Origin of the sequence: Novosphingobium anseongense (assembly GCF_037482895.1) — a bacterium.
GTDB lineage: Bacteria > Pseudomonadota > Alphaproteobacteria > Sphingomonadales > Sphingomonadaceae > Novosphingobium > Novosphingobium anseongense.
The window spans coordinates 1,779,194-1,799,278 of the sequence record NZ_JBBHJZ010000001.1; the positions used below are offsets into that span (position 1 = coordinate 1,779,194).

The following is a 20,085-nucleotide window of genomic DNA, read 5'->3' on the forward strand; positions in this document are numbered from 1 at the left end:
AGGGCACCGAACTTTTATGGGCCTGCTCTCCTCAAAGGATCCCGGCCCGCCGCGGGGCGCTTCTTTTCGTTGCAGCAGATAGTGCGCGATCGATGGGCTCGCGTCCCAGAGGCCGTTCCGTGTTCGTCGTACTCTGCCGCCGCCTTTGCAGCGAGACTCATCGGAAGTCCCGCGGCTTGACCTTGATGCCTTCCGTTGGCTGGCCGGGAATGATCCCAGAGCCAAGGCGCAGGTCGGGGATGAAGATATCGCGCGGGTTCCGGCCGAGCGGACGATTGTCCGGATCGCGGGGATCGGGAGCGGCCCCATGTTTCACCCCGTCCGCCCGTACCATGCGGTAGATTTCAGAGACGTCGTCTCTTCGTCCCACGCTTGCAAGCATCGCAGACAGATCGTCTATGCGCTGGGCGATGACGTGAATGACCTCGCCCTCGCGCTGCACCTGGCCTCGTATGCCCATCATGGAAGCGCTCAGGACCGTGCGGCGATGCTTCTCGAAGACATTGGTCCAAACGATCAAATTGGCGACGTCGGTCTCGTCCTCGAGCGTGATGAACATGACGCCCTTTGCCGAGCCGGGTTTCTGACGAACGAGGACAATGCCGGCAAGCTCGATCCAGCGGCCATCCTTCGCCTGCTGCAGGTCGCGGCAAGCGATGATCTTGCGAGCCTTCAATTCATCGCGGAGGAATGCGAGCGGATGGGCGCGCAGGCTGAGGCCTGAGGCGCGGTAGTCCTCGACGACTTCCGCCCCCTCCCCCATCGGCGCCAAAAGCACATCGGGCTCCGCCGCATCAGGGAGCAGCCTGCCTGCACGCTCATCGGCGGCGGCGAAGAGCGGTAGCGCGCTCTCGCTCAGGCCCTTCGCGCCCCAGAGACCCGCCCTGCGAGAAAGTCCCATTGAGCCGAAGCCATCCGCATCGCCGATCCGGTCGAGCGTGCCGCGGCCAACGTGCGCCCGGCGCTGGACTTCCTCGACCGAAGTATAAGGCTGGTCGCCCCGCGCAAGCACGATCGCGGCAGCCTCTGCATTGGCGAGATCGCGCACCATCCGCAGGCCAAGCCGAACTGCCAAATAGCGGCCGTCGGTCGGCTCGAGCGTGCAGTCCCACCTGCTATGATTGACGTCGACCGGCCGGACCTCGACCCCATGGGTGCGTGCGTCCCGCACGATCTGCGCGGGCGCGTAGAAGCCCATTGGCTGCGCGTTCAGGAGAGCGGCACAAAAGGCATCGGGATGATGGCATTTTACCCAGGACGAGGCATAGGCAATCAGCGCGAAGCTAGCAGCATGGCTTTCGGGAAACCCGTATGAGCCGAAGCCCTCGATTTGTTTGAACGTCTTTTCTGCGAAATCATGATCGTATCCGCGCTTCACCATGCCGTCGATCAATTTGTCGCGGAAGTGAGAGACCCCGCCCGTGAGCTTGAAGGTGGCCATTGCGCGGCGCAGCTGGTCGGCCTCGCTCGGGGTGAAGCCGGCACATTCGATCGCGACCCGCATCGCCTGTTCCTGGAAAAGAGGAACGCCCAGGGTCTTCTTGAGGACGCGTTCGAGTTCCGGCGTTGGATAGGTCACCTTTTCCAGCCCTGCCCGCCTGCGGCGGTAGGGATGAACCATGTCGCCCTGGATCGGGCCTGGCCGCACGATGGCAACCTGGATGACGATGTCGTAGAATGTCCTGGGCGCCATCAAAGGCAGCGACGCCATCTGGGCCCGGCTCTCGATTTGAAAAACGCCCAGGGTATCGGCCTTGCGGATCATCGCATAGGTCGCCGGGTCTTCGGCCGGGATCGTCGCGAGGTCCAGGTCAACGCTCTTGTCCTGCGCCATGAATTCGAAGGCCCGGCGCATGCAGGACAGCATGCCGAGCGCCAGCACGTCGACTTTCATAAAGCCGAGCGCGTCGATGTCGTCCTTGTCCCACTCGATCACCTGGCGATCCTCCATGGCCGCGGGCTCGATGGGGACCAGCTCGTCAAGGCGGTCGCGGGTCAGGACAAAGCCGCCAGGATGCTGGGACAGATGGCGGGGCGTGTCGATGAGAAGACGGGCAAGCTCGAGCGTGAGTGCGAGCCGACGATCGCCAAGGTCGAGGTTCAGTTCTTCGGCGTGCCGCTCCTCGACGCCGTCGCGGCTGTAGCTCCATACCGACGAAGCGAGTCCCGCGGTCATGTCCTCGCTCAGCCCCAGGGCCTTGCCCACGTCGCGGACAGCACCGCGAGCCCGAAAGCGCGTGACCACCGCCGTAAGCGCCGAGCGATCCCGTCCGTAGGTTTCGTAGATCCATTGAATGACCTCTTCACGCCGCTCGTGTTCGAAATCGACGTCGATGTCGGGAGGTTCTCGGCGCTCGGCCGAGACGAAGCGCTCGAAGAGCAGTTCCGAGCGCACCGGGTCGATCGAGGTGATCCCGAGGACATAGCAGACTGCCGAGTTGGCGGCTGAGCCCCGGCCCTGGCACAGGATCTCGCGCCTGCGAGCTTCCGAAACTATCGCATGCACCGTCAGGAAATAGGGCGCGTAATCGAGCTCGCCGATCAGCCGAAGCTCGTGTTCGAGCTGAGCGCGAATGCGATCGTCGAGGCCTTCGGGATATCGGTCGGGGGCCTTTTCCCACGTTAGCCGTTCGAGCTCCTGCTGCGGCGTACGCCCGGGCACCCGGATCTCATCCGGATATTGATAGCGCAGCTCCTGCAAGCCGAACCGGCACCGCTCCGCAAAAACGACGGTGCGCTCCACCGGCCCCGTGTCTTTCAGATAGCGTGCGAAGAGCCGCATCATTTCCGTAGCGGGCTTCAGGTGGCGATCGGCGACGCGCTCACGCTGATCGCCAAGCTCGTCGATCGTGCATCCCTCACGAATACAGGTCACGACATCCTGCAGCATCCGCCTGTCGGGACTGTGGTAAAGGACGTCGCTCGTCGCGAGCGTCGTCACTCGGGCTCGCGCCGCCATCAAAGCCAGGTCGCGCAAGCGAAGCGCATCGCGAGGTTGACGGCGCAAATTAAGCGCAAGATAGGCGCGGTCACCAAATATCCCTGCAGTCCGCGCTATCTGAGATTCCGTCCGCGCATCGGCACCATCAGGAAGAAGGAGCCCAAGCAGGCCCTCGTTCCATTGCTCGACATCGTTCCAGTCGAGATGGCAGCCTCCCTTCCCCGCCCTCCCCTTGCCGACGCTCAGCAATCGGCACATGCGGCCATAGGCCGCACGGTCGGTCGGATAGAGGAGCAGCGCGGTGCCATCGACGAGGTCGAGCCGGCATCCGGGGATCGACCGCACGCCGGTAACCTTTTCCGCGTCCCATGCGCGCACGAGGCCAGCGACGGAATGGCGATCCGTAATGCCGAGCGCCGGCAGGCCCAATAGGGCGGCCGCTGACAGGAGCTCCTCCGGGCTCGAGGCGCCGCGCAGGAAGCTGAAGTGGGTGGTCACTTGCAGCTCGACGTAGCCCGGAGCATTCATGCGAAGGCCCCGTGAATGAACCAGCGCATCGGGCCGGTCGCAGGATTTTCGCCGTCTCCAAGCCTGAAGATCCAGTAGCGGCCGCCCGTTGCCGTCTCAACCTGAAAATAGTCGCGCACGGCATAAGGATTGTCCGCTTCGTGCCCGGCCTCGCGCCACCATTCTCCTTGCATGCGCTCGGGACCATCGGCGCGGACGACACGGTGCCGTTTGCCTCGCCACACAAACATGGCAGGCGGGTGATCGGGAAGCATCGCCGTCACCTGGACCGGCTCGGGCGGCGTCAGCATCCTGCTCGGCCGAGGATGATCGATACGCCAGGATGCGCCGCCGGGCGGCGCAAGCGGCCCGGCTTGCGCAATGGCGCGCTCCGGCATGGCACTTGGCCGCGGCGTGTCGCGATACAGGCGACGATGGCCGAACCGATTGGCCAGCGCGTCGACCAGCGCGGCAAGATTTGGTCCGCGCTGCACGTCATCGGCAAGCCCCTCGGCCTGCCTCGAACCCATGGTGTCCATCAGGGGTACCGCGAGGGTAATCGCCTCCACACCGAAACCAGGGTCTACCGTTTCCAGTCGTGAGATGACGAGCTTGGCCAGATGCGCGATATCGCGTGAGGGTGCCGCCGTTCCGACGCGAATGGTCTGGGTGATCCCATCTACCCGGTGAAAGAAACAGTCGAGCCGGCGCGCGCCCTTGCCGATCGCGGTGAGCTGCGCCACGACGTCGGAAGCAAGATCGCCGATCACTTGCGCGAAAGCTTCCGACGTGCCGATCGGCTCGAGCAAACCCCGGCGCGCGCGGGGAAGCGAGTCTGCAAACAAGGGATCGATCGGCTCTGGCACCATGCCGAGCGCCTGGTCGAGACGGCGGTAAAGGCCGCGCCCGAAACGCTTGGCGAATGGCCCGCGCGGCTCACCCATCAGCTGCTCGATCCGCTCGAAACCAAGCTTGCGCAGCGCCTCGGCTACGCCGGCTTCGATCCGCAAGGCGCTGATCGGCAGCAGGGCCAAGGCTTTACGGCTCTGTCCGGGCTCAATGATCACCGGGCGGCCAGCCGGCACATGCCGCGCGGCGGCGTGCGCGCATCCGGCCGTGTCCGCCACGCCAATCTGCAGGGACAAGCCAAAGGCCACTGTTCGGCGATGGAGATCCTTCACCAGCGATGTTTCATTTCCGAAGAGCGCGGCGCAGCCGGTTATATCGACCCAGATACCGTCGGGTGGATCGGGCGCGACGATAGGCGAGTACCGGCGGCCCGCCCACAAGGCCAGGCTGCGCAGGCCCGCAGCGTCCGCCTCGGGATCGGCGTCCATCGCCTGCAACTCGGGCACGAGCGATCGAGCCTTCGTCAGCGTCATCCCGGGCGTCAGACCGTGGCGGCGCGCTTCCAAATCGACGGCCGCGACAACGCGTCGACCATGGTCGGGAACGACTGTTACGAGCGGGAGTCTGGCGCCGTCAGGCGACGGCCCGAGCCCCTTCCTGCGCAGCCGGTCGGTCGACCAGTGCGGCAGGAAGAGTGATACGACCCTGCGCATCTGCTCCCTCCACGATCCAGGCGCGGCAATCTGCGCCGCGCGCGCGTTCCAGCGCGACGTGCCATCGCGGCCGGCCGAGCGATGGCAGGCCGGTCTCCTCACTGGCACTAGCCGTTATCCGCCATCGCGTGTTCGCAGCCGTGCCTTGGGCGACATGTTCGCGCCTGCAGCCGCGTCGAAAAACGAAGGCGGTCACACCATTTTTCTCCGCAGCGAGTTGCAGGCGCTTCGAAGCCGTGGTCGAATATTTCGCCACTTCTCCCACAACCCCGCCAAGCCCGGCATGACGCAGGCACTCTTCCATCGCCAGCAGGACGTTCGTATCGCTACCAGCCTCGACGAAGATCACCCGATCGGGATGAAGTCCAGCCTGGTGCAATGCCGGGATGAACAAATCGCGCCATCTCAAACACCAGAATATTGGTCCCTCCAGACGAGCCAGGACGGCTGCCAGGAAAACCGTTGCGGCGGCATCGTCAGCGAGCTCGGGACTGCCGGCAATCTCGTGAAGAGCCGCTGCCGCCAAGCCCCCACCAGGCAGGTGGCCATCGATCTCGTCGACCTCGAATGGAAGGAAGCTGCGCTCCCCACGCCCACCTTCGATCTGCGCGATCTGGGCGCGGAGGCCGTGAAGGACCGTCGAAGAACGCATTGTATCTTGAAAGACTCTCGTAGGTGATTCATGTTCCCTTTATGTTCTGGATGAGATTGATAGGAGTCAAGTGCGAGGCGGCCAATCTCATTCGAACCTGAGTGCGGCAAGCGCCCCACAAGGCCTTAAAACCTAGGGGTTGGCCCTGCAGAAATTATTTTGCGCTACTCGAAGACAGTCTTTGGCACGTGCGTGATCCGGCAGGCGAGATCCGCTTCGCCCGAAGCTACGACGTAGTGGTCGCCGGCATCCGCGATGCCGGTCGTGAAGACGACGTCGCGAACATACATCTGATGCTCGAGGTGCCGCGTAAGCTCCGGTGCCGCTTCGAGCAGCGGTTGATGCTGGGTAACGACCGTCATGCTAGGATCGTCTTGGTCGAGGACCGACCAGTACGTCCGATAAATGCCGACGATCTCCTTGGGCTCGACACCGTGCCACAGTGTGAGCCAGCCCCTATCGGTGAGGATCGGCGGCGTGCCGCCCCCCATCCTGGCTGTGGCGACCGTTGCGGAGTGGGGGCGGATGCCCGGACCGCGGTGCGGCTTCCAATGGAGGGCGTCCGGTGACGTCGCGAGGTTGATCGATGGCCCGGCGCGCCATTCGCTGCCCGGCGGATAGGCGAAGTACAAGTCGCCCAGAGGACGTGTCTGCGCCCAGTACTGGCCGGCAATCCGCCCCTCGAAAATCAGCATGTCCTTGTTCTGGTGATCGAGCACAATGTCCTCGAAGACCCAATCGAGGGCGTTCTGCGAGCTGTAGAGCGTCGTCGAGTGCCGTTCCGGGCTTACCGAACAGGTCGTCATCAGCCAGCGATCGTCGACCTTGCTTATGCGCGCGTCTTCCAGTCCGTACATCTGGAACGAGGCATGCGGCGCGACCACCTTGTCGTAGTGATGCATCACGACTTCGCAGCCGTCCGCCGACAGCTCGACCGGCAGCAGCCAGGACAGAGAGGTAAGCGCCATGATCTTCCAGCCCCCGCCGTGGAGGACGAATTTCCTCGGATCGGCGGTGTTGGCGAGCTCCAACGGCCAAGCATCCAGGACATAGCCGTCTTCGGTCCAGCGGATGTTGTGAACCTTGCCGTCAACGATCGGATGGCGCAGCGCCTCAGCGACCCGAACCATCATCAGCAGATTGCCGTTCGGCAGCCGTGTCAGCGCTGGGTTGAATGCGCCCAGGCAATATGTCTCTACCCCAAGCTGACCTGCCAAGGGGGACCGCGAGAGATCGATATCGTCCGGGACGAGGACGAGCTTGTCGACGGGAAAACTCATTCCTGCGGCTGTTGGCGAGGTGCGATCGTCAACTGCTGCACCACCGCGCGGCGTGGTTGCGTCAGCAGGTAGTGCACGCCGACGGCGATGTCCTCGGCACGGAGCATCTCCTCCTTGTGGATCATCTCGCGCTGTTTCTCGGCGGGGATGTCGGGATACTGGAAGTCGGCGCCGGTCTTTCCAGGCTCGACCAGGCTAACCTTGATGCCCTTGGGTCCAAGTTCCTTGCGAAGTGCTTCGCAGAAGCCCTGGATGCCATATTTCATGCCGGCGTAGACCGTCGAAGCGGGCTTCAGTGTGTGCGCGCTCATCGATCCGATCAAAACGATATCGCCGTGACCGCCCAATGCCTCGGCAGCGGCATGAGCGCTGAAAAGATAGGCCGTGAAATCGGTCGCGACTGCGTAGCGCAAATCCTGCTCGGACATTTCGAGGAGGCCCTTGGCCGGGACGGCGGCATTGATGACTGCGATGTCGAGACCGCCAAGATAGTCCCGGGCGGCATCCACGAAGCGCTGCGAGCTGCTGGGTTCGGCCAGATCAATCGTGATCCCGTCGCCCTTGCCCACTGTCCGGATCCGTTTCAGCGCGTCATCGAGGTGCTCCGGCGTGCGCCCGCAGACGAAGACGTCGACGCCTTCGCTCGCCAGAAGCACGGCGATCGCGCGCCCGATTCCAGTAGTGCCGCCGGTGATGAGGGCTTTCTTGCCCTTGAGGTCGGGTTTCTCGGTATGGGCGTCGGCCAGGTCGGTCATGGGGAAGGCTCCTTGATGCCCCTCTCGGAAAGCGCAGCGCTGCAGTGGGTTCCCTCGCGGAGTGTCAATCAAGCACCTAACGGCAACTCGCTCTAGCGGCGGATTCGGGGTTACAAGATCGATGTCTAGAGGTGGTGATCCCACCCGAGTAATCGGTTATTTCCTCGCCATTGGCGTCCTTACGCTGCTTCGGGATAGATTTTGCATCGTTCTTTGATATTATTTCCCAAGTCTCGTGTTTAAAAGTATCCGTAATTTTGGCCCCTGCTGCCTCGCCCTGAATATTCACCAACCCTGCACTCTTTGGGCTCGACTTGCGCATCGGGTTTGTTTTCGCGGCTGTCCCACACGCTTGATCGAAGATGGTGCAGGATGCGTGGCAAGCCGCCATCGCTCGATCCTTCAGGTGCAGGTCGACATCGGACCAGCCCACTTGATTTAGGTTAAGGCGAAACCCACTGGCTCTATTCAGGGCGCTGCGCTAGCAACCTCGTGTGATTGCCGCGCCAAAAGTCCTTATCGTCGAAGACGACATGCTGATCGCCCTCCTCCTCGAGGATTTTCTCGAGGAGCTCGGGTTCGCGTCGGCCGGGACGATCGATAATGTCGCCGACGGTCTCGCGCGCTCGCTTGAGGGCGGTTTCGATCTCGCGATCCTCGATGTCGACCTGCGCGGCGAGCCGTGCTGGCCGGTCGCCGATGCTCTCGCCGACAACGGCATCCCATTCTTGATCGCAAGCGGCGGCAGCCTCGCTCCACCGCCCGGCCGGCACGCGAGTGTGGTCACTCTTGCCAAGCCTTATACGTTCGATGCCGTCCGGGAGGCGTTCGATCGAATTCGCCCGAGCCTGAGCTGACGAAACCGGAAGGCTCGGCACTTCCGTCCGCGGCTCAAAGGACCGCCTCGATTAGTCCGAGTTCCAAGGCTTCGTTCGCATCGATATACCAGTTCGACGGCGCTCGTTTCAGCACGTCGTCCATGGTGACGCGCGAGCCGCGGATGAGATTTTCAAAGCCTTCATTCTGGATGGCGATCGAGGCGTGGATCTCGTTCAAGGTCGCCTCGAGGGATGCGATGCACGATGTCAGCGGCCCTTCGATCTGCAAGGTCTTCGACAACTTGCGCTCGTGGATCATCAGCCGGGTACCGCGGGTCAAGTAGCGATTCTCGCGCGCGAAAAAGCTCATGAAGGTCGTGCCAGCCGAATAGATCGCAGCCTTGCCGAGAAACACGATCCGCCGTTCCGGAGATATCTCACTCTAAAAACGGATGTCTTCCCCCATAAGCCTGGCGACTTCGGGATCACCTCCCAGGGTCGTCAATTCGACGGAAATCAGGCCATCGGAGGGAGCCGCGTCGAGCTGATCACGAAAGCTTCGGTACATCTCGTAATCGACAGGGCCGGATAGAAGAATCGAAGGGCAACGAAAGTCGGCACTGGCGAGGGTCATGGAACGCTCCTGGCGATTGGCGGAAAGGCGGAAATGAGCCGCGCGCCAGCCTAACCGGGAAAATTGCCGCCGGTTCCCCAGGCATCCTTCCCGAGCTCCTGAAGATTTTCTCCTTGAATGACTGTGACACTGGCCGGTTCGGCCGGCCCAGTTAGGCGTTCGCGCATTAGGAAAAACGTAGCCCGACACGCTGCCCGATCCCGCATCTGGGAAACTGTTTGGGACCGTGGCGCATTGTCACTGCAAACGGCACGGCACGGAGAAAGAAATGCTCAAACCCCTAGTGATGATCGGTCTGACCTGTGCCGCACTTGCGGGTTGCGGTCAGCAAACCCCCACGACGACAGATGGTGCTGGCAAGGTCGACGAGAACAGCTCCTTGACGGAAACCGCCTCCGGCAATCCGCCTGCAGCAGTTACCGCGTCCCAAGCTGGCGGGGGGCACAGCGCGCAGGATTCTGCGGGCAGCGGCGAGGGCAATAGTGCAGTCGGCACACCGGGCAAGTAGTCTTGCTGCGAGTTGTCGTCAGGCCCGGCCTGGCGGCTTGCTCCAGAAACCTGGCGCACTCCATATTACGCTTCACGCAAACCGTAGAGCGGCCCTCCGCCGGGACACCGCCCAAGCCCCGCGCAGCCATTCCCGCTTGCGCTAAATTGCGCGCCGCGCTCGCTTTTTCAGCGTCGAAGAGTTCTCTTAAAAGCCGCCTCAGGGGGGCAAAGCGAAAGCTACTTTTTGAGGGCACTAACAAGGCTGGATCGCGTTCCTCGGTTCTCTCCCCTCGATGATGGAGCCACCTGCTTGAACGACATTGCCGGTTGGATTGCCCCCGCTGCCACGATGATCGCCGCCATGATGACCGCGGCCAATCTCGGCGCGCGCGTCACGGGATGGGGTTTTGTGGTCTTCACGATCGGCTCGATCGCCTGGTCGGTGATCGGGCTGACATCCGGGCAAACCAATCTTCTCGCGAGCAACGGCTTCCTGACGATCGTCAATCTCATCGGTATCTGGCGCTGGCTCGGAAAACAGCGGGCCTATGAGGACGGCGGCAAGTCCGCCACCGAAGCGAGCCGGCGCTCGGCATTTCCGACGCTGTTCACCGCAACCGGCATCGCCGGCATGCCCGTCGTACTCGGTGATGGCGAGGCGCTCGGCAAGGCTATCGAGGCGCTCGTCACCTGCGAGAGCGGTAGCGTCAGCTACATCGTGATTGCTTCGAACGGCATCGGTGGGCTCGGCGAAGAATTGCGCGCCGTGGACCGGGCGGAGATCGATTTTGCCTGTGACCGGCTGAAGCTGAAGCGCTCGCGTGCATGGTTCGAAAGTCTTCCACCATTGGCGGAAGGAGACTGGCCCGCCGCACCCGATAAACTGGCGGGGACGATCGCGCGATGAGCGCAGCGCGCGGAGTGGGCGAGACCGCTCTCCTGCTCGCGGCCGAATTGGTCGCGAGCGACATCCTCTATCTCGCCGACGACGAGCAGGAAGGCGAGGCGGTCGCCGCCGCGCTTTCAGCGCTGGTGCCGGAGAGCCCGGTCGTCTTCGTACCGTCGAGCGACACCCTCCCCGGGGACCGCGCGCCCGCTTCGCCGGCGAACATCGGACGCCGTATCGCCGCTCTGCGTCATCTGCGCCGCATCGTTCAAGACCGCACGTCCGCGCGTCGGGCCGTGGTAGTGAGCGGTGAAGCGGCGGCCCGTCGCTATGCCGAGCCCGCCGCGTTCGATGCCGCGCTTCCGATCCTGCGGTCAGGCGATGCCATCGATGTCACCGGCTTCACGGCGGAAATGGAGGCCTTGGGCTACGTCGCCGATGAACGCGTGGACGAACCAGGCGAAGTCGCGGTGCGAGGGGATGTCATCGACATCTTCCCCGCAGACGCGGGACTGCCGGCGCGGATCGACGTCGCCGATGGACGGATCGCTGGAATCCGGCGGTACGACCCTGCGACGCAGCTCAGCGAAGAACCGTGCGACAGCCTTGAAATCGGGCGCGCCGCTGAGCCTGAATCTTCAGCCAAGGTGTCCATATTGGCGCATTTGACGCCCGGCCGGCTCATCCTTTCCCCCAGAGCCGACAAGCGGCGGCAGCGTTTCGTGCGCCTTGCCCAGGAAGCTGCCGGTGCCGGTAAGGACGTCGATGCGGTATCCGACGAACTCTGGGCGAGGGATCTGGCCTCGTGGGATCGGCATGAAGCCGCGAGCGAGACCTCGCCCGTGCCGCGCTTCGCCGAGCAAAAGGTCCCTTTGTCCGCGCTGAAGCGCTATGCAGCTCCCCGGTTAGAGGAGGGACAGCGGCTGCTTCTCGTCGGAAGCGAACGCGACATTCGCTTCCTGAGGCCAAAGCTCGGCAAAACCTTCAAGACCGATGTGGCGACTGTCACGGCGCTCCAAGAACTGGCGAAAATGCCGGCAGGCACCATCGCAGCACTCGTTGGCCCGATCGATCGCGGCGCGGTCGCGCCGGGACTCGTGATGATCGCGGCGGCCGATCTTCTCGGCAGCCGGGCGATCATCGGCGACGTTCCAGAAAACGCATCGGACCTGCAGCTTGCGAGCGGCGATATCCGAACCGGCGATTTGATCGTTCACGAGGACCACGGCGTCGGGCGGGTCCTCGGGCTGGAGCGCGCGCCAGGCGATAGCGGGTCCGAACTGATCGCGCTTGAATATGCCGGCGAGGCTCGCCGGCTCGTCGCCGTCCGTGAAGCCGGCAAGCTGTGGCGCTACGGCGCCGACGGCGAGGCCGTCAGGCTCGACAAACTGGACGGCTCGAGCTGGGAGAAACGACGCGCTGCGATCGATGAGGCCATTGCCGAGAGCGCTCATGCGCTTCTGAGCCTCGCACAAGAGCGCGGCCAACTCGAGGCACCGGTCATCGATCCGGACGCGGCCGACTACGAACAGTTCGTCGCCACCTTCGCGTTCAACGAGACTGCCGACCAAGCCAGGGCTATCCAGTCCGTCCGAGACGACCTCGGGTCAGGCCGGCCGATGGACCGGCTCATCATCGGTGACGTCGGCTATGGCAAGACCGAGGTCGCCCTGCGCGCTGCCGCGCTCACAGCCCTCGCGGGGTATCAGGTCATCATCGCGGCGCCCACGACGGTGCTCGTCCGCCAGCACTTGCAGACCTTACAGCGCCGCTTCGCTGCGACCGGGATCAAGATCGCCGGGCTCTCACGGCTTTCGAGCGCGGCCGAGAAAAAGGCCACCAAGGCAGGGCTCGCCGACGGCTCGATCGCCATCGTCGTCGGCACGGCCGCCGTCATGGCCAAGGACGTGTGTTATGCCCGGCTTGGTCTCGTCGTCATTGACGAAGAACAGCGCTTCGGCGCGGCCGACAAGGCCCGGCTGCGCGGCCGTCCTGAGACACACCTCCTCGCCATGAGCGCCACGCCTATCCCGCGAACGCTCCACCGTGCGATGATCGGTCTCCAACAGATTTCGATCATCGCGACCCCGCCTGCGCGGCGCCAACCCATCCGGACCAGCCTTTCCAGTCCCGACGACGCCATGATCAGGACCGCTTTGCTGCGTGAACGCTCACGCGGCGGCCAGAGCTTCGTCGTCGTTCCCCGCATCGAAGATCTTGGGGCCCTGGCCGATCGATTGGCCCGCATCGTGCCCGATCTCATGCTCATCGAGGCGCACGGCAAGATGGCCGCCGCCGAGATCGACGAAGCGATGGTCCGGTTCGCCGATGGTGACGGCGACGTGCTTCTGGCGACCAACATCATCGAAGCCGGGCTCGACGTGCCCCGCGCCAACACCATGATCGTCTGGCGCGCCGATCGCTTCGGCCTCGCGCAGCTCCACCAGCTTCGCGGTCGGGTCGGGCGCGGCAACCGCCGCGGCCAGGTCATCCTCCTGACCGAAGGCAGCGAAATCGCGGAGCGCACCATGAAACGGCTGCGGACGCTGGCGACCTTCGACCGCCTCGGCGCGGGCTTCGAAATCAGCGCGGCCGATCTCGACCAACGCGGCGCTGGTGATCCGCTGGCCGACACCCAAGCCGGCCATATGAAGCTGATGGGCGTCGATCTTTACCAGCATTTGTTCGAAGCCGCGCTCAAGCAGGCCCAAGGGCAGGACCCTGGTCTCTGGATGCCAGACCTCAACCTCGGCGATACCGCCTGCCTGCCGCAGGACTGGATCCCTGACAACGACATCCGGCTCGGTCTCTACGTCAGGTTAGCACGTCTCACCGACGAAGCATCGCTCAATGCTTTCGAGGAGGAGCTCGCTGATAGGTTCGGGCCTCTTCCGGCTGCAGCCGAGCAACTCCTCGCAAGTGCCCGCATCGGCATTCTCGCCCGTATGGCAGGGATCGAGCGCGTGGATGCCGGTCCCGCCGCCATTGCCCTGACGCCGCGCAGCGCAGACCGCCCGGCTCCGGAGGGAGCCGATCTGTTCCCAAAAGACGGGCGTTGGCTGCTCAAGGAGCGGACCGACGAGCCAAGCCGACTAGCGCGCGTGATCGAGCTGCTCGAAACGCTTGCGCCCGCAGGAGGATAGGAATGTCCCGAGCGCAAGCGGACCCCCTCGACTGCCTGATCATCGGCGCGGGGCCCGCCGGTCTGACCGCTGCGATCTATCTCGCCCGCTTTCGCCTGCGAGTGGAGATGCTCGATGCGGGGAAAAGCCGGGCCGCCATGATCCCGCGGACGCACAACCATGCGGGCTATCCAGGAGGAATTCCCGGATCCGAACTGCTCGGCCGCATGCGAGACCAGGCCTCGGAGTTCGGTGCGGTCGTTCGTTCGGCCCTGGTCGAACGGCTCGAACGCTACGGCGACATCTTCTCGGCGCACTTTGAGGGGGGCCACATGCAGGCCCGCACCGTACTCCTTGCGACCGGGGTCGTGAACAACCGTCCGAAAATCGCGCCGGATGTACATGATGAAGCACTGGCGCGCGGCCTCCTTCCCTATTGTCCGATCTGCGATGGCTATGAGGTCACCGACAAGCGGGTCGGCGTCATCGGCTCACGTACGCATGGTCACAACGAGGCGCTGTTCCTGCGTATGTACACAAGGGACGTGACGCTCATTGCGCCCGACGGCGGTCATTCCCTGACCGAGGAGGAGCATGAACGGCTGCAGGCAGCGGGTATCACGCTCCAAGACGGGCCCTGCGCGCCGCTCAGGATCGAAGGCGATACCATCCTGGTGCCGGCCTTGGGTAACACCCTGGCCTTCGACACGGTCTATCCGGCTCTGGGGTCGGTGATACGCTCGGAACTCGCGGTAGTGCTCGGGGCAAATGCGACTGAAGAAGGCTGCCTTGTCGTCGACGAGCATCAGCGCACGAGCGTAGCCGGGCTTTACGCTGCGGGGGATGTCGCCAAGGGCCTCGATCAGATCAGCCATGCCATGGGTGAGGCCGGCGTGGCGGCAACGACCATCCGAAACGACCTCGCGACGAGGTACTCCCTGCTGCGCTGAGCGCTATCCTTCGGCCAAGCACTCTCCTCATGACGAGGCCCCGCGCGCCCTGCCCATCGGTCCGATCTTCTTTATCCCGTCCTCCTTGGATAGCCGAAGAAACCTCGGCAGCGATCGCGACACCCCGGCAATGTACTGTTCCAAAGGGGGTACCATTTGCGAGGACGCGGCAAAAGATGGCGGCACATCCGCGATTTCAGCGTTTCGGCAATACCTGACCTGCCGCCGATAGCCGGCGAGCCCGCCTCCCCGGCCGCACCAATTTTGGCCCGGCGGCTCTGGACGCTCATGGAGGCGGCGCGATGCGATGTCATCCCGCCGCCCGCGCAAGAAACCGAGCGCACCTTTACCCAAGCTCTCGATGCCGTCGTCAGCGCCAAAAATGCATTCGAAATACCGGGCGGAATACTCCTGCTCAGCGCCTTTGGACCCGCAGCGGGCCGCTTAGGGACGGTGAAATCGCCGCCAGGCTTCGGCAAGATGGCAACGGAAGGCAGGGGTTCATTCTCCTCTTCGGTCAATCGGTTTCGCCCCGCGCGGTTTTTCTCGGGCATGCCTCCCCCTCATTGTCGAGGAAACGATCGAAGGCGAACCCACGCTGCCAGAGCCCTATCGCGCGCTCTTTGTCTCCACGCTCGAACCCACCGGCAAAGCGATTGTGCTGCGCGGATACGCCCAGGCCATCGCCAGCGGGAGAAACTTCATGCCGATCCTCAATGCTTTCGAGGGCGACGTGCTTTTCGTGCTTGGCGAGCTTCAGGAAAGGCTCGCTGCGCATGGCGCGAATTGCACGCTTCGCCGTAGCTGGACCCTTGCTCCGGTGCGGGCACTGACGTCCGGATCGAGGTGGAACGCGGCGGTGCCTCGCTCCCGCCCATCGCGGTTCACATAGATGCCCAAGCGAAAACCCGCGGAAATCGGGATGGGCGGACCTTTACCGTCAGGCCGAGCGACATGCTGGACGGGTCTTTCGTAACCTGGCTGCAAGTCTGCTTGGCCCGGAAAAAGACTAGAAAACGAACGCTTAAATCGGATGTGCCGTCAGGAACCCCGGATCCATGCTGCCGTTACTAGGGCATGGCAACCCAATTCGACCCACGCGCCGCAAGCGGCGCTTCGCAGTTCCTGAACGACCGTTTCCAGCAGGGCCTCGCGCACTGGAATCATGAACGGCTCGCGCCTAGCCTGCCCCCAGAGAACTGGCGCAGCGTCGAGGACCGCGACACGCGCATGCATCGGCTCGAGATCGGTTTCATCGAAGAGCTTCGCGCAGAAGTGCAGGGCGAAGCTGCAGCCGTGCCGACTGATCCGGACGGGTTCATCGAATGGTTCGAAAATCTGAAGGACGATGGCCCGGGACAGAACGATCCCCTGTTTCCCTGGCTCGCCGAAAAGGCGACGCGGGAGGAGCTGTGCTGGTTCTTCGAGCAGGAAGCGGCAGGTGAGGCCGGGTTTGACGATCTCGTCGCCTATACGCAGGTAAAGCTCCCCGTGCCCGCCAAGCTCGAACTCGCGCGCAACTATTGGGACGAGATGGGCCGAGGCAATGCCAAGGGCATGCACGGACCGATGCTCGCTCGTCTGGTCGAGACGCTCGGGGTCGATCCTGCAATCGAGACGACGGTATGGGAGAGCCTTGCTCTCGCCAATGCCATGACGGCGATGGCGACCACCCGCCATTATGCCTGGCACTCGGTCGGGGCGCTTGGCGCAATCGAGCTGACAGCGCCCGGACGCTCTGCGATGGTCGCCCAGGGACTGCGACGGATCGGTCTCAGCGACAGCGAGCGACGATATTTCGACCTTCATGCCGTCCTCGACGTCAAACACAGCGCCGACTGGAACCGAGAAGCACTCCGGCCCTCGGTCGAACACAACCCGGCGCTTGCAACCGCAATCGCGGAAGGCGCGCTCATGCGCCTGCGCTGCGGCGCTCGCTGCTTCGAACGCTACCGGGCCCACCTCTGGGCCTGACCGTAATGCTGGTTCTTCAACACTAGAAACGGCGCCTGAGGCCGCGAAGCCCATTCAAACCGAACAGCATTTGCGCGCCGGTGCGCTGAAGCTTTTCATGAGTGTTCAGTTTCAGGCGATCACTTCACTGTCGCAGGCTGTCCGGCACAACCCCGCCGTTCTCCGCGAGCTTGTCCATCACCGCCCGGTGCAGCGCGATATTCTGCTCGGCCGTTCCGTCGTCGCCAGCATGGACGCCGAGTTCCTGCCCCAGCTCCTTGCGAGCGGACAGACTGGAATCGAGATCCAGGAGCTTGAGCAGATCGACGATCGAGCTCTGGTAATTGCCGCCAGGATCGTCTTTCATCGACGCCATGGCCTCCAGCACTTGCCCGACATCAACCGCCGGTTGCGGCGCTGCGGTCGCGGGGGCGGAAGACGATCCAACCGGCGGTTGCGCGGGCGTCTGCGATGCGGCCGCCGGCGCAGAGGCGGGCGATGGAGTCGGAGCGCTCTCGGCACTGCGGTGATGAAAGATCTTGCCCAGGATGTTGCCGAAGATGCTCATTGCTCGCTCCTAGCCTGTGTCGTTCGGAGGCTGGCCCATTCGCTAAACTCAAGGATGTCAGGAACGTCCTTTGGCCTCCAACAGTTAAGCTGCCGAAACGCGCCTGGTTCCTTTGGGAGTTGTCACATGAAACATTCTGTCCTGCTTGCCGTCTCGATTGCCGCTTTGGGTCTGGCGGGCTGCAGCAAGAAGGCCGAGACACCCGTCGCCGACAGTTCGCCGGCCGCGAGCGATGTCAGCCTCACGCCGCCTGTTGCCGCTACGCCCACGAGCCCGGGTCAGGCCTTTGCCGACACGGCCGCTGCCAGCGACGCGTTCGAAATCCAGTCGTCGAAGCTCGCCGCGACCAAAGCGCAGTCGGCCAAGACCAAGCATTTCGCCGAGGAAATGATCAAGGCGCACACCGATTCGACGGCGAAGCTCAAGACCGCGTCAGCGGCTGCCTCGCCCGCCATCACGCCGACGCCAACGCTGACAGCCGCGCAGCAGCAGACGCTCGACGACCTGTCGTCGAAGTCCGGGGCGGACTTCGACCGCGCTTACGCCGATGCACAGCGCGCTGGCCATCAAGCGACGCTCGATGCCCTCAAGGCCTATTCGGCGACCGGCGACGTTCCCTCGCTCAAGACGTTCGCCACAGAGCTGGTTCCGATCGTGACCGCTCATCTCAATATGGCAAAGGGCCTCTAGTCCACAGCGGAGGGGCTGGAGGCGTCTCGAACCTCCAGCCCGCAGTGATGCCTGCGCAACAAGCCTTGGTCCGCAGTACGCGCCACTCGCTCGCGCGTAAGCCTGACGTCAGCCGAGGACTAGCAACTCGCAGGGCCGCCATCGATGGCACGCTCGGCGAGGCCCGCCCCGATCTTACCCATATCGGCCAGCGTGCGGCGCTGGCCGGGTCGCTCAGCAGCGATCCCGGCAGTTTGACCGCCTGGATCATGCATCCTCAGAAGCTGCGGCCGGGCAGCGGCATGCCCGACCAGGGGATCGACGTCCGTGAGGCGCGGGATGTGGCGGCTTATTTCTATGCCCAGAATTGATCGCACGCGTCGCCCGTCACGGCGCGCCGAGCCGATCAGCACGTGAACCCGCCTTCACTGCGAAAGTTGTCCTACCATCGACAGGAGAAAGCAGATGGCCAAGGCATTGAAGAACGGCGACGCGGTAAGCTGGAAAAGCCACGGCGGCGAAGCGCATGGCAAGGTCGTGCGGAAGATCACGAAGCCGACGGCGATCAAGGGTCACAAGGTCGCGGCTTCCAAGGACAACCCCGAATTTGTCGTCGAGACCAGTGAGGGCAAGCGCGCCGCCCACAAGCCCGGCGCCCTTACCAAGGAGTGAGACCATGCCCCAGGAGTTCCAGCCGACACTGCGTATGGCGTCCGCTGCCCGGCGCGGGCTTCGCTTGCGCGAGAAGTTCAAGCGCGGCGGCACCCAGGTCGGTGTCGATCGCGCGCACCAACTCGCCGACCGGCGCACTCTCAGCACCGCCGACGTCAAGGCGATGCACAGCTTCTTTGCGCGCCACGCCATCGACAAGGAAACCGAAACCCACGCCTGGAACTCGAACACCGACCCGTCAGCAGGCTTTATCGCGTGGCTTCTCTGGGGCGGCGATGCTGGCAAGGCGTGGGCCGATCGGAAGGCCAAAACCTTGGGCTGACGCCCGCCTCGGGCTCAACCTGCAAGCTTCATCCCGCCGCCTCGCAGATCGAGAACCGCCCGGTGCGCCGGGCACGGCAAGATATGGGTATCGTCTCGGCCATGCGAGGGGCGTTTCTCGAAAGCAAAAGCCGATGCCCCTGCCTCCGTAGCGAAGACGGCCTTCGACACCAATTCGGCGCTTGCCTGGGCGAAGCGCGGCCAGATCGTCCGCCTGCCCTTGGCATAGGCACGTTTCTTGATCGCGCTGAGTTTGGCGGGCTGATCCAGCAGATCGTTGACCGTGGCGGCGATCGCCGCCGGATCGCCTACAGGCACGAGCACGCCCACGTCATCGGCAAGCAGTTCCCGCGCATGAATATAGGGTGTCGACACGACTGCCTTGCCGAGCGCCACGGCATAGCTCAGCGTTCCCGAAGTCGATTGCTGAAGATTGGGATAGGGGGTTAGGTAGATGTCGCACGCTTCGATCTGATCGAGCAGTTCATCGGTGTCGAGGAAGCGATCGTCCCAGGCGACGTTGGCCTCGATTCCGAGCTCCGTCACTCGAGCCTTGAGACCATCTCGGTAGGTTTCGCCTTGCTCGCGCACGAGATTGGGATGGGTTGCGCCGACGATCCGGTACAGCACGTCGGGATGTTTCGCGGCAATCGCGGGAAGGGCCTCGATCGCGTGCTCGAGGCCCTTGCCGGGGCCGAGCAAGCCGAACGTCATGAGCACCGGCCGGCCTGCAAGTCCTAGCTGCGCCTTGAACTGATCCTCGCGGCCGAACGGCCGATCGGGTGCGCCATGGGCGATGACAGTTATGCGATCGGGCGAAAATCCATAGAGCTTGATGAGCAGATCCCGCCCATGCGCGGACATGACCATCGCCTCAGCGGTGCGGCTGAGGATCTGCCGCAAGACTTCACGCTGGCCCGGCGAAGGCTGCGTGAGGATCGTATGAAACGTGACGATCAGGGGCGCTTCGATCCTGTCAATGAGCTCGGTCACCATCGCCCCGTCAGGACCGCCGAAAATACCGTACTCGTGCTGGAGCCATACCGCATCCACCCCCGAGCGACTGATCCGGCGAGCAGCGTCGCGGTAGCTCTGCAGCTCATCGACCCGGACGAATTCTACCGAGCCCTCGTAGAGGGGCGCGGCCTCTCGTCGATCGAGCGCGTAGATGTCGAAGGACACGCCAGGGTGAAAGGCTTCCACCTTCGTTTTCAGGTCCTCGGTGAACGTGGCGATGCCGCACTTGCGGGGAGCGAAGGTGCCGATCACGGCGACATTGAAATTGTGATTGTGGGGTCTGGGGGAC

General features: G+C 63.7%; 17 protein-coding genes and 1 pseudogene. 9 read left to right on the top strand and 9 right to left on the bottom strand.

Annotated elements, in window-relative coordinates:
* Nucleotides 1-157: 157 nt before the first annotated feature.
* From WG901_RS08415 to WG901_RS08435, 5 genes are all read right to left on the bottom strand, one after another.
* The gene (locus tag WG901_RS08415; RefSeq protein ID WP_339586559.1) at nt 158-3,469 is read right to left on the bottom strand and encodes an error-prone DNA polymerase; all 3,312 of its coding nucleotides are present in this window, start codon (nt 3,467-3,469) and stop codon (nt 158-160) included.
* The gene (locus WG901_RS08420; protein WP_339586560.1) at nt 3,466-5,010 is read right to left on the bottom strand and encodes a DUF6504 family protein; all 1,545 of its coding nucleotides are present in this window, start codon (nt 5,008-5,010) and stop codon (nt 3,466-3,468) included. Before WG901_RS08420 ends, WG901_RS08415 begins: the two co-directional genes overlap by 4 nt.
* Nucleotides 4,931-5,662, bottom strand: coding sequence for an ImuA family protein (locus WG901_RS08425; RefSeq protein ID WP_339586561.1), 732 nt, complete (start codon nt 5,660-5,662; stop codon nt 4,931-4,933). Before WG901_RS08425 ends, WG901_RS08420 begins: the two co-directional genes overlap by 80 nt.
* 164 nt (nt 5,663-5,826) lie before the next feature.
* Complete coding sequence (locus WG901_RS08430) at nt 5,827-6,942, bottom strand: glycoside hydrolase family 130 protein (RefSeq protein ID WP_339586562.1); 1,116 nt, start codon at nt 6,940-6,942, stop codon at nt 5,827-5,829.
* On the bottom strand, nt 6,939-7,697 hold the full coding sequence (locus WG901_RS08435) for an SDR family oxidoreductase (protein WP_339586563.1): 759 nt from the start codon (nt 7,695-7,697) through the stop codon (nt 6,939-6,941). Before WG901_RS08435 ends, WG901_RS08430 begins: the two co-directional genes overlap by 4 nt.
* Before the next feature lie 533 nt (nt 7,698-8,230).
* Between WG901_RS08435 and WG901_RS08440 the strand changes: the two genes are divergently transcribed.
* Nucleotides 8,231-8,554 carry a response regulator gene (locus tag WG901_RS08440; RefSeq protein ID WP_339586564.1) on the top strand — a complete coding sequence of 108 codons (324 nt, stop codon included), beginning with the start codon at nt 8,231-8,233 and terminating at the stop codon, nt 8,552-8,554.
* Between the two features lie 34 nt (nt 8,555-8,588).
* On the opposite strand, the pseudogene WG901_RS08445 reads toward WG901_RS08440, so the two are convergent.
* A pseudogene (locus WG901_RS08445) lies at nt 8,589-9,149 on the bottom strand (ClpP family protease).
* An 838-nt stretch (nt 9,150-9,987) separates the two neighbouring features.
* Here WG901_RS08445 and WG901_RS08450 point away from each other — a divergent pair.
* Genes WG901_RS08450 through WG901_RS08460 form a run of 3 tightly spaced genes read left to right on the top strand, consistent with a single transcriptional unit; the run spans nt 9,988 to nt 14,596 of the window.
* On the top strand, nt 9,988-10,545 hold the full coding sequence (locus WG901_RS08450) for a PRC-barrel domain-containing protein (protein WP_339586666.1): 558 nt from the start codon (nt 9,988-9,990) through the stop codon (nt 10,543-10,545).
* Nucleotides 10,542-13,667, top strand: coding sequence for a TRCF domain-containing protein (locus tag WG901_RS08455; RefSeq protein ID WP_339586565.1), 3,126 nt, complete (start codon nt 10,542-10,544; stop codon nt 13,665-13,667). The genes WG901_RS08450 and WG901_RS08455 overlap by 4 nt, the downstream gene beginning before the upstream one ends.
* 2 nt (nt 13,668-13,669) lie before the next feature.
* Nucleotides 13,670-14,596, top strand: a complete 927-nt coding sequence (locus tag WG901_RS08460; RefSeq protein ID WP_339586566.1) for an NAD(P)/FAD-dependent oxidoreductase — start codon at nt 13,670-13,672, stop codon at nt 14,594-14,596.
* A gap of 517 nt (nt 14,597-15,113) precedes the next feature.
* Here WG901_RS08460 and WG901_RS08465 read toward each other — a convergent pair.
* Nucleotides 15,114-15,374, bottom strand: coding sequence for a hypothetical protein (locus tag WG901_RS08465; protein WP_339586567.1), 261 nt, complete (start codon nt 15,372-15,374; stop codon nt 15,114-15,116).
* Nucleotides 15,375-15,673: 299 nt separating this feature from the next.
* Here WG901_RS08465 and WG901_RS08470 point away from each other — a divergent pair, with 299 nt between their 5' ends.
* Nucleotides 15,674-16,570 carry an iron-containing redox enzyme family protein gene (locus WG901_RS08470; RefSeq protein ID WP_339586568.1) on the top strand — a complete coding sequence of 299 codons (897 nt, stop codon included), beginning with the start codon at nt 15,674-15,676 and terminating at the stop codon, nt 16,568-16,570.
* Nucleotides 16,571-16,694: 124 nt separating this feature from the next.
* Here the strand turns inward: WG901_RS08470 and WG901_RS08475 are convergent, their stop codons facing one another.
* On the bottom strand, nt 16,695-17,117 hold the full coding sequence (locus WG901_RS08475; protein WP_339586569.1) for a DUF3597 domain-containing protein: 423 nt from the start codon (nt 17,115-17,117) through the stop codon (nt 16,695-16,697).
* Between the two features lie 126 nt (nt 17,118-17,243).
* Between WG901_RS08475 and WG901_RS08480 the strand changes: the two genes are divergently transcribed.
* The 4 genes from WG901_RS08480 to WG901_RS08495 all read left to right on the top strand — a co-directional run bounded on the left by WG901_RS08480 (nt 17,244) and on the right by WG901_RS08495 (nt 18,780).
* The gene (locus tag WG901_RS08480; protein WP_339586570.1) at nt 17,244-17,807 is read left to right on the top strand and encodes a DUF4142 domain-containing protein; all 564 of its coding nucleotides are present in this window, start codon (nt 17,244-17,246) and stop codon (nt 17,805-17,807) included.
* Nucleotides 17,808-17,872: 65 nt separating this feature from the next.
* Nucleotides 17,873-18,157, top strand: a complete 285-nt coding sequence (locus tag WG901_RS08485; protein WP_339586571.1) for a c-type cytochrome — start codon at nt 17,873-17,875, stop codon at nt 18,155-18,157.
* A gap of 94 nt (nt 18,158-18,251) precedes the next feature.
* Nucleotides 18,252-18,458, top strand: coding sequence for a hypervirulence associated TUDOR domain-containing protein (locus tag WG901_RS08490; protein WP_339586572.1), 207 nt, complete (start codon nt 18,252-18,254; stop codon nt 18,456-18,458).
* A 4-nt stretch (nt 18,459-18,462) separates the two neighbouring features.
* Nucleotides 18,463-18,780 carry a hypothetical protein gene (locus WG901_RS08495; RefSeq protein ID WP_339586573.1) on the top strand — a complete coding sequence of 106 codons (318 nt, stop codon included), beginning with the start codon at nt 18,463-18,465 and terminating at the stop codon, nt 18,778-18,780.
* A 14-nt stretch (nt 18,781-18,794) separates the two neighbouring features.
* Here WG901_RS08495 and WG901_RS08500 read toward each other — a convergent pair whose 3' ends face one another.
* Nucleotides 18,795-20,048: a glycosyltransferase family 4 protein gene (locus WG901_RS08500; RefSeq protein WP_339586574.1), complete on the bottom strand. Its 1,254-nt coding sequence runs from the start codon at nt 20,046-20,048 to the stop codon at nt 18,795-18,797.
* Between the last annotated feature and the right edge of the window lie 37 nt (nt 20,049-20,085).

What these genes read in the sequence shown, in the direction of transcription:
- WG901_RS08415 (WP_339586559.1), bottom strand. Translation starts at nt 3,469, where the DNA reads ATGAATGCTCCGGGCTACGTCGAGCTGCAAGTGACCACCCACTTCAGC.
- WG901_RS08455 (WP_339586565.1), top strand. Translation starts at nt 10,542, where the DNA reads ATGAGCGCAGCGCGCGGAGTGGGCGAGACCGCTCTCCTGCTCGCGGCC.
- WG901_RS08425 (WP_339586561.1), bottom strand. Translation starts at nt 5,662, where the DNA reads ATGCGTTCTTCGACGGTCCTTCACGGCCTCCGCGCCCAGATCGCGCAG.
- WG901_RS08440 (WP_339586564.1), top strand. Translation starts at nt 8,231, where the DNA reads ATGCTGATCGCCCTCCTCCTCGAGGATTTTCTCGAGGAGCTCGGGTTC.
- WG901_RS08490 (WP_339586572.1), top strand. Translation starts at nt 18,252, where the DNA reads ATGGCCAAGGCATTGAAGAACGGCGACGCGGTAAGCTGGAAAAGCCAC.
- WG901_RS08480 (WP_339586570.1), top strand. Translation starts at nt 17,244, where the DNA reads ATGAAACATTCTGTCCTGCTTGCCGTCTCGATTGCCGCTTTGGGTCTG.
- WG901_RS08420 (WP_339586560.1), bottom strand. Translation starts at nt 5,010, where the DNA reads ATGCGCAGGGTCGTATCACTCTTCCTGCCGCACTGGTCGACCGACCGG.
- WG901_RS08435 (WP_339586563.1), bottom strand. Translation starts at nt 7,697, where the DNA reads ATGACCGACCTGGCCGACGCCCATACCGAGAAACCCGACCTCAAGGGC.
- WG901_RS08430 (WP_339586562.1), bottom strand. Translation starts at nt 6,942, where the DNA reads ATGAGTTTTCCCGTCGACAAGCTCGTCCTCGTCCCGGACGATATCGAT.
- WG901_RS08495 (WP_339586573.1), top strand. Translation starts at nt 18,463, where the DNA reads ATGCCCCAGGAGTTCCAGCCGACACTGCGTATGGCGTCCGCTGCCCGG.
- WG901_RS08470 (WP_339586568.1), top strand. Translation starts at nt 15,674, where the DNA reads ATGGCAACCCAATTCGACCCACGCGCCGCAAGCGGCGCTTCGCAGTTC.
- WG901_RS08460 (WP_339586566.1), top strand. Translation starts at nt 13,670, where the DNA reads ATGTCCCGAGCGCAAGCGGACCCCCTCGACTGCCTGATCATCGGCGCG.
- WG901_RS08450 (WP_339586666.1), top strand. Translation starts at nt 9,988, where the DNA reads ATGATCGCCGCCATGATGACCGCGGCCAATCTCGGCGCGCGCGTCACG.
- WG901_RS08465 (WP_339586567.1), bottom strand. Translation starts at nt 15,374, where the DNA reads ATGCGCAGCGAGCCTTTCCTGAAGCTCGCCAAGCACGAAAAGCACGTC.
- WG901_RS08475 (WP_339586569.1), bottom strand. Translation starts at nt 17,117, where the DNA reads ATGAGCATCTTCGGCAACATCCTGGGCAAGATCTTTCATCACCGCAGT.